We start from the raw sequence: 12,246 nt of genomic DNA on the forward strand, positions 1-12,246 counted from the left end.
ATCGGCCCATTGGGTACGTAATGATCGGAGAAGCTACGCCGTCTCCACCCCGTTCGCAGGAGAGCTGTCGTGTCGATAACGCTCGCACAGATCTATGCCGGCTTGCGCTACGCCGACGGCGCGCGCTGGGCCGACCCGGTCATCACCTACAGCCTGCCGACGGCGGGCTCGGTCTGGTCGCCCTCGGCCTATGGCCAGGGCTCCGAGCCCCTCGATCCGGCCTACGGGGTCCTGGACGCCGCCCAGCGCAGCCAGTTCACCGCTGCGCTCACGGCCTGGTCGCGGGTGACCGGCATCATGTTCATGGAGACGCCGGACAACGCCGGCATGTCGGGCCAGATCCGCGTGGCCTTCACCGACCTGGCGACCCAGGGCTCGGCCGACGCCGCCGCCTATGCCTACACCCCGCCGGCGCCCGGCTTCGGCGTCGGGGCGAAGAACGGCGACATCTGGGTCGACGACTCGCACAAGACCGCCGACGCCAGCCTGGGCAGCTTCCTCTACGCGACCTTCCTGCACGAGATCGGCCACGCGCTGGGCCTGAAGCACTCGTTCGAGGGCACGACGCTGCCCACCGAGTTCGACAACCTGCGCTACACGGTGATGTCCTACACCGACGCGCCGGACGGCACGCTGCGGACCTTCAACCAGCAGGGCTCGACGCTGTTCGCCAACGGCGTGACGGTGAACCCGTCCACGCCGATGCTGCTCGACATCATCGCCATCCAGGGCATCTATGGCGCCTCGCGGGGCGCGGCGACCGGGGCGGACACTTACACCTTCGACGAAGCCCGCCCGATCCTGATGACGCTGTTCGACACCGGCGGCGTCGACACGCTGGACCTGTCGACCCACGCGCGGGCCTCCAGCGTGGACCTGACGCCGGGCGCCTTCTCGTCGATCGCCATCTTCTCCGTCCAGGACCAGATCGCCTTCTGGACGGCGCGCTTTCCGGGATTCAGCAGCTTCATCGCGAGCTTCCTGGACAAGCCCGACACCTACACCTGGCGCAACAACGTCGCGATCTCGCAGGAGACGACCATCGAGAACGTGGTCGGCGGCGCAGGCGCGGACACGATCATCGGCAACGCCGCGTCCAACAGCCTCTCGGGCGGCGCGGGCGCCGACTCGATCTCGGCCGGGGCAGGGGCCGACACCGTCGTGGGCGGGGCCGGTGGTGCGGCCGGCAACTACCTGCGCGGCGACGACGGCGACGACGTGCTGATCGGCGGCGGCGACTTCGACGACATCAACGGCAACATGGGGAACGACACCGTCTCGACCGGCGCCGGGAACGACTTCTGCGTCGGCGGCCGCGACAACGACCTGCTGTTCGGCGAGGACGGGGCGGACTTCGTCTACGGCAACCTCGGGAACGACACCTGCAACGGCGGCGCCGGCGACGACATCATCCGCGGCGGGCAGGGCAACGACACGCTGAGTGGCGGCGATGGCGCCGACTTCGTCTCGGGCGATCGCGGCGACGACACCATGATCGGCGGGGCCGGGGCGGACAATTTCCACTCGTCCAACGAGGCCGGGATCGACCGGGTGCTGGACTTCAGCGTCGCCCAGGGCGACCGGGTCCAGCTCGACCCGGGCACGACGTTCTCGGTCAGCCAGGTCGGCGCCGACACCGTCATCTCGCTCACGGGCGGGCAGGTGATCCTGGTCGGCGTCTCGATGTCGAGCCTGCTGCCCAACAGCATCTTCGGCTTCTAGGCGACCGCCTGCTGCAGCCACGTCAGGAGATCAGAAACCACCTCTTGTCGGTTGATTTCATTTAGCATCTCGTGCCGCCCGCCCGGGTAGACCTTGAGCGTGACGGCCAGCCCGGCGGCCCGGTACGCCTCGATCAGCGGCGTGAGGCCCTCGAGCTTGCGGTTGATCGGGTCCTGGTCGCCGACGAAGACGTACACCGGCAGGCCCGGCCGGATCCGGGCCAGCGCCTCGGCCGTCGGCCGGGCTTCCCGCAGCGCCGTGAACGAGTCCCTCGACGCCTCGTTGAACTGGATGCCGCAGAACGGGTCGGCCATGTAGGCGTCGACCTCAGCCGGGTCGCGCGACAGCCAGTCGTAGGCCGTCCGGCCCTCGAAGCCCTCGTTCAGCTTGCCCGCGGCGATCCGGGCGCCCGGTCCCGTGGTGCCCGACAGGACCAAGGCGTCGATCAGGTGCGCATGCTCGAGGATGTACGCCTGCGAGAGCATGGCGCCCATCGAATGGCCCATGAGCACCAGCGGCAGGCCGGGGTTCTCGGCGCGGGCCAATCGCGTCAGGACCGCCATGTCGGACACTACCGCCGGCGCGCCGCCGGGCCCGAAGTCGCCAAGGTGGCTCATGCCCGAGGTCATGCCATGACCCCGATGATCGGCCGCGTAGATCGCAAAGCCGGCCTCGACAATGGGCGCCATGGGCCCGAGGTAGCGCCCGGCATGCTCGCCGGCGCCGTGCGCCAGCTGCAGGACCGCCCTGGGCTGTCCCGCCGTCCACCTGAAGCCAGCGAGGCCCACGCCATCCTCGCCCTCGTACCGGAACCGTGTCTCGCGGATCGTCATGCCTTCGCCTTTTCGGCTTTCCATTCGGCCAGCAGGGCCGCCTCGCGCTCGGGCGTCAGGCCTGTCTTCGGTCTGGCTCGACGCTCCGGCGGCAAAGTGTTCCACCAGGCCAGGGTGTCGCGCGCCGTCTCCTCCAGCGGCCGGAACGTGAGCCCCGCCCTGATGGCGGCTGCGTGACTGCGCCGATGGAAGCCCGCCGTGGGTCCCTGACCCGGGAGCCATAGCGGCAGGTCGCTCCAGCCGCTGACCTGCTTTTGCGCCAGCCATGTCGCCGGAACCCAGTAGACGCGCGCCTGTCGGGCTCCCACGCCCTTTCCGACGGCGTTGATCATGGCCCGGGTCTCGAGCACGCCGGCCGGTCCGATAGCGTTGAATGTTCCCGCCGCCTTCTGTTCGGCGAGGCGCACAGTCCACTCGGCCAGGTCGCGGGCGTCGATGTACTGCAGCGGGTCGGTCCCATCCCCGGGCGCCAGCACCTCCCCGCCGCGCGCCATGCGCACCGGCCAGTAGGTGAAGCGGTCGGTCTCGTCGCCGGGGCCCACGATCAGGCCCGGCCGTACGACGGCGACTTTGCCGGCCCCGAACTGCCTCCGCGCCTCGACCTCGCTGGCGGCCTTCAGTGGCCCGTAGAGCTCGGGCTTCACCGGCTGGCGCTCGGCCATGACATCGGTTCCGGCGTACGGCGCCGTGGGGGCTGCCTCGTCCTCACCGGGGGTGTCGTTGCGGGCATAGGCCGATAGCGTGGAGACGAAGAGGTAGTGCCCTACGTTGCCCTTCAGCACCTTGGCGGCGTCGCGAACCCAGAAAGGCAGGGTCGTGGGATTGTCGATGCAGGCGTCCCAGATCCTGCCCTCCAGCGACTTCAGATCGCCGGTGTTGCGGTCGCCGACCAGCTGTTCCACCTCGGGCGGAAAGTCATCGGGTCGGCGGCCGCGATTGAAGACGGTCACCTTGTGACCGCGGCCCAGCGCGTATCGCACCTGATGCGGGCCGATGAACCCGGTGCCGCCGAGAATCAGGAGTCGCATGGATTCGACCTTGGACTGCGCCGCGGCGTTGGCGCCCAAGGCCGCCAGGGCGAGGGAAGAGAGCCCCAGGGCTCGTCGCGTCGTCTGCATGGCGCCACACTACGGCCCGGGGATCATCCGCCAACACGAAAACCTTGGCTGGCGCGGGCGGTGCGACCTACGGTCTGCCGATGTTCAGAATGATCCTCGCGGCGGCGCTCGCCATCATGCTCTCGCAGGCCTCGGCGCAGGCCGCCCCCCGCGACGCCCGGCTGGTGCTGGTGACGCTGGACGGCGTGCCATGGACCGAAGTGTTCAAGGGCGCCGATCCAGGCCGCGCCGGCGACCGGGCGTTCGTGACCGAGATCGGGCTGGTCAAGAAGGATTTCCTCGACTCGCCGGACCGCGCCATGGCGCTGGCTCCGTTCCTCAATGGCGTGATGGCGAAACAAGGCGTCCTGCTGGGCGATCGCGAAAACGGCAGCTGCATGGCCGTCGGCAATGACCAGTGGTTCTCGTACCCCGGCTACAACGAACTGCTGACCGGCAAACCGGATCCCGCGATCCGCTCGAACGCCCACGGCCCGAACGCAAACGTGACGGTGCTGGAATGGCTGAACCGCCAGCCGGGTTTCAAGGGCCGGGTACAGGCCTATGGCTCTTGGGAGGCCTTCCGCGACATCCTGAACCCCGCCCGCAGTGGGCTTCCCGTCAACGCCGGCTGGGACAACGGGGGCGACGCTCGGCTGGCGCGGCTGCAGGCCGAGACGCCGCGGCTATGGCCGGTGGAGCGCTTCGACGCCTTCACGCACCTCCTGGCGCTCGACGCGCTGAGGAGCCGGGCAAAGCCGAGGGTCCTCTACATCGCATACGGCGACACCGACGAGTTCGCGCATGAGGGCCGCTACGATCAGATGCTGTGGGCCATCCGCCGCACCGACGCCTTCGTGGCCGAGCTGTGGAAGACCCTGCAGGCGGACCCGGCCTATGCCGGAAGGACGACGCTGATCGTGACCACCGACCATGGCCGAGGAATGGGGAACCGGGAGTCCTGGCGCCATCACGGCAAGGGCGCCTTCGCGCGGTCGGATGAAACCTGGCTGGCGGCGATGGGGCCGGATGTGCTTCCCGCGGCCAAGCCGGCAGAGTGCGGAAAGCTGGGCCAGGTGGCGGCGACGGCGCTGTCGGCGCTGGGACTAGACTGGAAAGCGTTCGATCCCGCAGCGGGCGCGCCGCTTCCGATCCTGCGCGGTCGCTAGACTAGAACGGCGGCTCGTCGGCAGGCGGTGGCGGTGGCGGCGACGCTGCGGCCTCCAACTCGCGGATTCGGCGGGCATAGCGTTCGGAAAGCGCCGCACGATCCGACACGTTTTCGCTGGCCGCGCGCCAGAGCGCCTGCGCGCGGTCGAGGTCGCGGCGATCAGCCCCGGCGGCCAGGGCGCGGTCGTAGGCGCTGCGCAACTGGCGGTCCTGATTGGCCAGGCTGGGATAGCCACAGACCAGGCGATCAGCGGCTGTCGGGAGGTCGTAGCAGCGATTGCTGTTGCGACTGCGTGCGATCGGTTCGGCGCGCACGAGCTGTCCGGGCGCCGACTCAGATCCGGCCGATGACGCTTCCCGCGGCGTCTGGCTGAAACCGGCAGGTGGGCCGACCGGCGCCAATGACGCCAGGACGACGGCGGCGCGGGGCGTCTCGACGGCCTCGGGCTGAGGCGGCGGCACGCTGAGGCCCCACGTCACGGCGGCGGACACGAAGGCGGCCAGCGCCGCCGTGGCCGCCATCATCCCGTTGCGGCGCGGCGGCGCCAGCGCGACTTCGGGCGCGGCGTGGTCCGGCCTGGCGTAATTCATCGGCAGGGGTGACCAGTCCTCGACTCGGGTCGGGCGGCTTTCCAGCTCGGCGTTCAGTTGGTGGATGAGGGCGGTCTGATTTCGGGCGCGCGCCATGTCGAGGAGCCGCTTCAGCTCCTGGGCGCTCAGCGCCGAGAGTTCGATGCGCAGCATATCCGCAACCTGCCCCAGGCGCCGCAGGGGCGGCGCTTCGCCATTACGCCTGCGCCTGTAGCACGGCTGGGTCCCGACTTCACCGATTGGAGCTCGTCGATGGTGGCCAGCCACACGCCGGCGACCCGCGCGCCGACCGCTGGCCGGGGTTCGACTTCAAAGGGAAGGGCGGCGACATCCACGAGGGCGACTCCCCCTCAGAAGACACCCATCGAAAGCCCAGCGGCCAGGGCGGAGCCCAGCTCCTGGCAGCGGGTGAGATCGGCCTCGGCCACGGCTTTCGGCGCCTCGATCGCCTCGGGCGCCTGGGCGTGGGTGCAGACAATGATGGGTTCGGCGATCGGCTTCAGCCGCCAGCCCAGGGTGATACGCGCCATCTGACGCACGGCGCCGGTTCCGTCACTGCCGGCGGCGATCAGCATGGCGTAGGGGCGGCCGCTCAGGCGCTCCAGGACGGGATAGTAGTTCCGGTCGAAGAACTCCTTCATGGCGCCAGACATCGCCGCGAGATTCTCGGGGCATGCGAAGAGGTAGCCGTCTGCGGCGAGCAGGTCGGCCGCCCCAGCTGCGTCGGCTGACAGCATCACCGTCTCGACCCCAGTTTCCGCGGACGCGCCGCGGGCGGAGGCGTCGGCCATGGCGCGAGCCGCGCCCGTGCGCGAATGCCAGACGATCAGGAGCCGCTTCATGCCGCCGAGGCTAGCGACTTTCGCGGTGGATTGCCGAGATGAAACTCACCTGTGCTTGCGTGGCGTCGAACGTACCCTAATCTCGAACCCAACAGGTGTTGGGAGGGGACTGGGATGCTGCTTCGTCAAGGGGCGCGGCTTACGGCTGCGCTGACCGCCATTTCGTTGGCGCTCGCGCCGGTCCAGGTCTCGGCTCAGACGGCTCGGAAGCCTGCGGCCCACGCCTCGACGCCGGCGCTTTCACGGGCCGCGAGTCCCGAGGCCGTAGGCTTCGACAGCGCGCGCCTGGCCAAGCTCGACACTTACATGCAGGGCGTCGTGGCCGAGGGCCGGGTCGCCGGCATGACGACTCTGTTGGCCCGCCACGGCAAGGTCGTCAGCTTCAAGACCTATGGGAAGAAGAGCCTCGCCGCCGGCACGCCGATGACCGAGGACACGATCTTCCGCGTCTATTCCATGACCAAGCCGATCACCGGCGTGGCGATGATGATCCTGTTCGAAGAGGGCAAGTGGCGGCTGGACGATCCGGTCACCCGCTATATCCCCGAGTTCAAGAACCTGCAGGTGATGACCGGCGTGGACGAGGAGGGCAACGGGACCCCGGTGCTCGTGCCCATGAAGCGCCCGCCCACCATGCGCGAGATCATGAGCCACACGGCCGGCTTCGGATATGGCCTGCAGGACAAGCATCCGGTCGACAAGCTGTTCCGCGAGAACCGCGCGCTGGGCGCGGGAACTCTGCAGGACATGATCAACGCCACGGCGAAGATCCCGCTGGTCTATCAGCCGGGCGAGTCCTGGCGCTATTCCATCAGCGTCGACATCCAGGGCTACCTGGTCGAGAAGCTCTCAGGCAAGCCGCTGGCGCAGTTCATGGACGAGCGCATCTTCAAGCCGCTGAAGATGACGGACACGGCCTTCTATGTGCCGGCCGCGAAGAAGGACCGCTTCTCGGCCGTCTATGCGCTCAACCGCGAGACGCGAAAGATCGAGGAAGCCGACGTCATCTTCGGCAACCCGCTGCCGACCTATCTGATCCCGCCCACCGCGCCGTCGGGCGGCGGCGGCTTGGTCGGCACCACCATGGACTACGCCCGCTTCGCCCAGATGATCGCGAACAAGGGCGAACTGGACGGCGTGCGGATCCTGTCGCCGGCCTCGGTGGAGCTGATGGGCACCAACATGATCCCCCGGAACGTGCTGGTGAACTCGAACGGCACCAGCGGTCTGCGCTTCAACGAAGCGGTCGGCTTCGGCCTCGACTTCATGGTGGTCAACGAACCGCGGGTCGCGGGCACGCTGGAAGGCAAGGGCTCCATGAGCTGGGGCGGCGCGGCGGGCACCTGGTTCTGGGTGGATCCGACAAACGACGTGGTCTTCGTGGGCATGATCCAGCGCCTGGGCGGCACGGGCGGCGACGATCTCGGCCAGATGTCCCGGACGCTGACCTACCAGGCGCTGGTGCATCCTGAGAAATAGGCGGTACGGACCGCTCCTCCTTTTCGCCGGGCTGTCGCTGGCGGCGGTGGGTGTTGGCTGCACTGTCGCGGCGATCAGCGGCGTTGCGGTCGGCGTCTGGCTACGCAACCCGGTCGCCTGGATCGTGGGCGCAGCGTTCGCCGTCGGTCTTGCCCTTCGGGCGGGGGAACGGACCGAGCTTGTCTTCTTGGGGCTCGCGCCGATCGGCCTCGCAGCGAGTTTCCTGAGCGCCGATCTCCAGGGCGTGCACCGGTGGGTGGACCTGGGTCCGCTGCACCTGAATGTGGCCCAGGTGCTGCTGCCCCCGGCGGTCGCTGCGATCGCGGCCCGGGCCGAGGCGTGGAGATGGGCGGTCGCAGTTGCGACGATCGCGTTGCTCGCGGTGCAGCCCGACGCTTCGCAAGCAATGGCTTGGGGCGGCGGGCTGGCGGTGTTGATCGCAATGAGCCGAGGACGGACTTGGGCGAAGGCCGGGGGCTTCGGGTCGATTGGGCTCGCTGTCATTCTCGCCTGGCGACGCCCCGACCCGCTGGCGCCGGTCGCCGAGGTCGAAGAGATCATGCGCCTTGCGTGGGCGGTCTCGCCGCTTGCGGCGGTCGCTGCGTGGACGGCGCTCATCGGCGCCTGCCTGTCGTTGGGCATGTCGCGAACGCCCGCCGCATTGGCGTTGGCCGCCTACGCCATGCTGGCCGCGCTCATGCCGCTCGTCGGCTGGTTCCCGGTCCCGCTGGTCGGCATGAGCATGAGCCCGATCATCGGCCTGTGGCTGGGCGCCGGGCTGCTCGCCGCTCAGGCCCGCCGGAACGACCCTAGTACGTATATCCCGGCGGCATCGGGCGCTTGAGGTCGAGGTAGCGGTCGCGCAGCTCGAGCTGGCGGGAGCGCAGGGGCTGGGCCTCGCCGCGGACCAGGATCAGCTGCGGCCGCGAGAGCGGCTCGAAGGGGTCGCCCGACCAGATGACCAGGTCGGCGTCCTTGCCCGGCTCCAGTGAGCCCACGCGGTCGGCGACGCCGAAGATGCGGGCCGGGTTGAGGGTGATGGCGGCGAGCGCGCCCTGGCGGGTCATGCCGTTGGCCGAGGCGATGCCGGCATTGTAGCGCATCTCGTGGGCGCGATGAGCGCCCGAGTTGCCCTCGATGGCGACGACCACCCCGGCTTTCTCCAGGCGCGCGGCGTTCTCCAGTGTCGAGCCCAGGGTCTCCAGGCTGGTCGGCCGGTCGAGCACGGGGTTCAGGATCACCGGCACGCCGGCGGCGGCGATCTCGGGCGCGACGCGCCAGGCCTCGGCGGCGCCCGTCAGGATCAGCTTCAGCTTCTCTTCGCGGGCCAGCTTCAGGACAGCGCGGATGTCGGACGCGCGATTGGCCACCGCCACCAGCGGCATGCGGCCCTCAACGACGGGGATCAGCGCTTCGAGGTCAGCGCGGGACAGCGACAGGTCGCGGTAGCCGGCGCGCTCGAAGGCGGCGCGGTTGCGCATGTAGGCGCGCACGTCGCCCAGCGCTTCCTTCAGCAGCACGAAGTTGGCCCCGCGTGCGCCGCCGGCCACCTTGGCGCCGGCCTCGCCGAAGGGGCTGACCATGGCCACTCTGGGCTTCACAAGCATCTCCTGGCCCTTGGCCAGCTGGATGACGGCGGCCTGGCCGGCGAACAGGCTGTGGGCGTGGTCCGACGTGGCCGCGCCCGAGGTCCCCTCGGCCCCGCTGTCGTCATGCTCGCCCGCGCCGCCCTGGCCGCCCTCTGCGCGGGGCGTGACGATGGCGCTGGTGATGCCGCCTAGGCGGGCGACGGGGATCACAACCGAGTCCGGATTCAGCGCGTACTGGATGTCGAACGCCGCGCCGAGGTCGTTGGAGTTGACCGACGCGTCGTCGCCCACGGCCGAGATCTCGACCGCGCCCAGGCTGCTGTTCACCGCCACGAAGCCGGGAGTGACGACGCCGCCCTTGGCGTCGATCACCTGGGCCCCCGCCGGTGTCGCCCCGCCCGCGCCGACCGAGACGATCTTTCCGTCGCGCACGACGACCGTGCCGTTGGCGATCTCGGCGGCGTTCGGGCTGAGGATGCGGGCGTTGATGATGGCCACCGTGGCGGCCTGGGCGGCCGAGGCCGTCGCCAGCACGGTGGTCGCGAGGAGGAGGGCGAGCCGTTTCATGGTCAGCGGCCCTCCAGGCCGAGTTCGAAGTCTGACTTGGGCTGGAAGCGCGGATCATTGCGGTCGTAGGCGAGGCCGCCATCCACCCAGACCCGCTGGGCGCGGGCGTAGATCGAGAAGGGGTTCGCGTCCCAGAGGGTCACGTCGGCGCGCTTGCCAACCTCCAGCGTGCCCGTCTCCTTGAGGATGCCCAGCGCCTTTGCCGGGTTGGCGGTGATCCAGCGGATCGCCTGGGCTTCGGTGATGTTGATCCCGGCGGCGCGCCCGGCGGCCATGGCCTCGGCGGCTTCCTGGTTCAGGCGCTGGATCAGGTCGGGATCGTCCGATTTGATGATCGCGCAGGCCCCGGCGGCCTCGACCAGCGGCACATTGGCCTCGATCGCGTCATAGAACTCGAGCTTGCCGCCCCACCAGTTGGTCCAGGTGGCCGCGCAGATGTCGTTGGCGGCCAGGATTTCGCCGATCTTGTAGGCTTCGACCGTGTGGTGGAAGGCTGTGATGCGGTAGCCGAACTCCTTGGCGATATCGATCATCTGGACCATCTCGTCGGCCCGGTAGCAGTGGTTCTGAACCAGAATCTCGCCCTTCAGGACGCCGGCCAGGGTGTCGAGCTGCAGGTCGCGCTTGGGCGGCTCGGCCTTGTCGCCCCGGGCGGCCTTGGCGCGGTAGTCGTCCCACTTGCGGGCGTACTCGGCGGCGTTGATCCAGGCGGCGCGGTAGCCCGCCACGTTGCCCATGCGGGTCGACGGGCTGCGGCTGCGGCCGCCGTAGACGCGCTTGGGATTCTCGCCGCAGGCCATCTTGAGCGTGTAGGGCGCGCCGGGGAACTTCATGTCCTGGACGGTGCGAGCGGGGATGTTGCGCAGCGTGACGCCGCGACCGCCGAAGAGGTTGGCCGAGCCCGGCAGCACCAGCAGCGTCGTCACGCCGCCGGCGCGGGCCAGGTTGAATGTCGGGTCCTGCGGCCACACCGAATGCTCGGCCCACACCTGGGCGGTGTTGGGATCGGTGGCCTCGTTGCCATCAGAGTGCGCCTGAACCTGAGGCGCGGGGTAGACGCCGAGGTGGCTGTGAGTGTCGATCAGGCCGGGCGTCACCCATTTGCCGCGGGCGTCCACCGTCTCGTACCCCGCGGGAACCGCGACGCCGGCGCCCACCGCCTCGAGGCGGCCAGCCTTGATCAGCACCGTGCCGTTCTCGATCCGGGCGCCCGTGCCGGTCAGCACCGTCGCGCCGATGATCGCCACGTTGCGGCCGGGCAGGGCGTGATATGTGGAGGGGAAAGGGTCCTTGTTCGCCGCCGGATCCAGCCCCTTGGCCAGGGGTGCGGCAGGCTGGGACTCACCCTTCGGCTTGTCGGCAGGCTTGGGCGCGGTCGTGGCGCAAGCGGCAAGGCTCGCGGCGGCGGCGGCCACGAGGGCCGCCTTGAGGACGTGCTTCACTGGATCCCTCGATCGGAAGCTGCGATCCGAGACCTGCAAGGGTCGACTGTCAAGGCATCGCAGACGGCCACGCGCCTTGACTTTCGCGATCCCCCATGCGCCCTTCCGCGCCTCGTAAATCACCCTGATTTCTGAAGAAAATGCACGCCTACCGCACCCACACCTGCGGCGCGCTTCGCGCCGCCGATACCGGCAAGACCGTTCGCGTCTCGGGCTGGATTCACCGCAAGCGCGATCACGGCGGCCTGATCTTTATCGACCTGCGCGACCACTATGGCCTGACGCAGCTCGTGCTGAGCCCCGGCACGCCGGGCTTCGACGCCGTGGATCGCCTGCGCGCCGAGAGCGTGATCCGCGTCGACGGCGAAGTCGTTGCGCGGACGGCCGAGACCATCAATCCGAACCTGCCCACGGGCGAGGTCGAAGTGAAGGTCGTGGCGGTGACCGTGCTGTCGGAAGCCTCGGAGCTGCCGCTGCCGGTGTTCGGTGAGCCCGACTACCCCGAGGAAATCCGTCTCAAGAACCGCCACCTCGATCTGCGCCGCGAGACCCTGCACAAGAACATCGTGCTGCGTTCGAAGGTGATCCATTCGATCCGCAACCGGATGATGGACCAGGGCTTCCTAGAGTTTCAGACGCCCATCCTGACGGCCAGCTCGCCGGAAGGCGCGCGCGACTTCCTGGTGCCGTCGCGGCTGCACCCGACGAAGTTCTACGCGCTGCCGCAGGCCCCGCAGCAGTTCAAGCAGCTGCTGATGGTTTCGGGTTTCGATCGCTATTTCCAGATCGCGCCCTGCTTCCGCGACGAGGACCTGCGCGCCGACCGCAGCCTGGAGTTCTACCAGCTCGACGTCGAGATGAGCTTCGTGACCCAGGAGGACGTCTTCGCGGCCATCGAGCCCGTGATGCACGGG

General features: G+C 69.2%; 11 protein-coding genes. 5 read left to right on the forward strand and 6 right to left on the reverse strand.

Annotated elements, in window-relative coordinates; translation table 11 throughout:
* The first annotated feature begins 69 nt into the window (after positions 1–69).
* On the forward strand, positions 70–1,722 hold the full coding sequence (locus EPN98_RS11380) for a M10 family metallopeptidase (protein ID WP_293362815.1): 1,653 nt from the start codon (positions 70–72) through the stop codon (positions 1,720–1,722).
* Here EPN98_RS11380 and EPN98_RS11385 read toward each other — a convergent pair.
* A complete protein-coding gene (locus EPN98_RS11385) occupies positions 1,719–2,555 on the reverse strand; it encodes an alpha/beta fold hydrolase (protein ID WP_293362816.1) in 837 nt (278 codons plus the stop codon). The genes EPN98_RS11380 and EPN98_RS11385 overlap by 4 nt on opposite strands.
* The gene (locus tag EPN98_RS11390) at positions 2,552–3,583 is read right to left on the reverse strand and encodes an NAD-dependent epimerase/dehydratase family protein (RefSeq protein ID WP_293362817.1); all 1,032 of its coding nucleotides are present in this window, start codon (positions 3,581–3,583) and stop codon (positions 2,552–2,554) included. Before EPN98_RS11390 ends, EPN98_RS11385 begins: the two co-directional genes overlap by 4 nt.
* Positions 3,584–3,753: 170 nt before the next feature.
* Here EPN98_RS11390 and EPN98_RS11395 point away from each other — a divergent pair, with 170 nt between their 5' ends.
* Complete coding sequence (locus EPN98_RS11395) at positions 3,754–4,821, forward strand: alkaline phosphatase family protein (RefSeq protein ID WP_293362818.1); 1,068 nt, start codon at positions 3,754–3,756, stop codon at positions 4,819–4,821.
* A gap of 1 nt (position 4,822) precedes the next feature.
* Here the strand turns inward: EPN98_RS11395 and EPN98_RS11400 are convergent, their stop codons facing one another.
* Together EPN98_RS11400 and EPN98_RS11405 are read right to left on the reverse strand one after the other, a co-directional pair.
* Entirely contained in the window at positions 4,823–5,566 is a 744-nt protein-coding gene (locus EPN98_RS11400; protein ID WP_293362819.1) for a hypothetical protein, read from the reverse strand.
* 197 nt (positions 5,567–5,763) lie between these two features.
* Entirely contained in the window at positions 5,764–6,255 is a 492-nt protein-coding gene (locus EPN98_RS11405; RefSeq protein ID WP_293362820.1) for an NAD(P)H-dependent oxidoreductase, read from the reverse strand.
* 114 nt (positions 6,256–6,369) lie between these two features.
* Between EPN98_RS11405 and EPN98_RS11410 the strand changes: the two genes are divergently transcribed.
* Together EPN98_RS11410 and EPN98_RS11415 are read left to right on the forward strand one after the other, a co-directional pair.
* Positions 6,370–7,734, forward strand: a complete 1,365-nt coding sequence (locus EPN98_RS11410) for a serine hydrolase domain-containing protein (protein ID WP_293362821.1) — start codon at positions 6,370–6,372, stop codon at positions 7,732–7,734.
* 46 nt (positions 7,735–7,780) lie between these two features.
* Positions 7,781–8,578, forward strand: coding sequence for a hypothetical protein (locus EPN98_RS11415; RefSeq protein ID WP_293362822.1), 798 nt, complete (start codon positions 7,781–7,783; stop codon positions 8,576–8,578).
* Here the strand turns inward: EPN98_RS11415 and EPN98_RS11420 are convergent.
* Positions 8,544–9,890 carry an amidohydrolase family protein gene (locus EPN98_RS11420; protein ID WP_293362823.1) on the reverse strand — a complete coding sequence of 449 codons (1,347 nt, stop codon included), beginning with the start codon at positions 9,888–9,890 and terminating at the stop codon, positions 8,544–8,546. The genes EPN98_RS11415 and EPN98_RS11420 overlap by 35 nt on opposite strands.
* A gap of 2 nt (positions 9,891–9,892) precedes the next feature.
* Positions 9,893–11,332, reverse strand: coding sequence for an amidohydrolase (locus tag EPN98_RS11425; protein WP_293362824.1), 1,440 nt, complete (start codon positions 11,330–11,332; stop codon positions 9,893–9,895).
* Between the two features lie 131 nt (positions 11,333–11,463).
* On the opposite strand from EPN98_RS11425, the gene EPN98_RS11430 reads away from it, so the two are divergent.
* On the forward strand, positions 11,464–12,246 hold a 783-nt coding region (locus EPN98_RS11430), incomplete at its 3' end, for an amino acid--tRNA ligase-related protein (RefSeq protein ID WP_293362828.1).

It is taken from the genome of Phenylobacterium sp. (assembly GCF_004299445.1).
Classification (GTDB): domain Bacteria; phylum Pseudomonadota; class Alphaproteobacteria; order Caulobacterales; family Caulobacteraceae; genus Phenylobacterium.

Bases quoted from the DNA above. Each gene is read 5' to 3' on its own strand.
- EPN98_RS11385 (WP_293362816.1), bottom strand. From the start codon at position 2,555: ATGACGATCCGCGAGACACGGTTCCGGTACGAGGGCGAGGATGGCGTG.
- EPN98_RS11390 (WP_293362817.1), bottom strand. From the start codon at position 3,583: ATGCGACTCCTGATTCTCGGCGGCACCGGGTTCATCGGCCCGCATCAG.
- EPN98_RS11395 (WP_293362818.1), top strand. From the start codon at position 3,754: ATGTTCAGAATGATCCTCGCGGCGGCGCTCGCCATCATGCTCTCGCAG.
- EPN98_RS11400 (WP_293362819.1), bottom strand. From the start codon at position 5,566: ATGCTGCGCATCGAACTCTCGGCGCTGAGCGCCCAGGAGCTGAAGCGG.
- EPN98_RS11405 (WP_293362820.1), bottom strand. From the start codon at position 6,255: ATGAAGCGGCTCCTGATCGTCTGGCATTCGCGCACGGGCGCGGCTCGC.
- EPN98_RS11410 (WP_293362821.1), top strand. From the start codon at position 6,370: ATGCTGCTTCGTCAAGGGGCGCGGCTTACGGCTGCGCTGACCGCCATT.
- EPN98_RS11420 (WP_293362823.1), bottom strand. From the start codon at position 9,890: ATGAAACGGCTCGCCCTCCTCCTCGCGACCACCGTGCTGGCGACGGCC.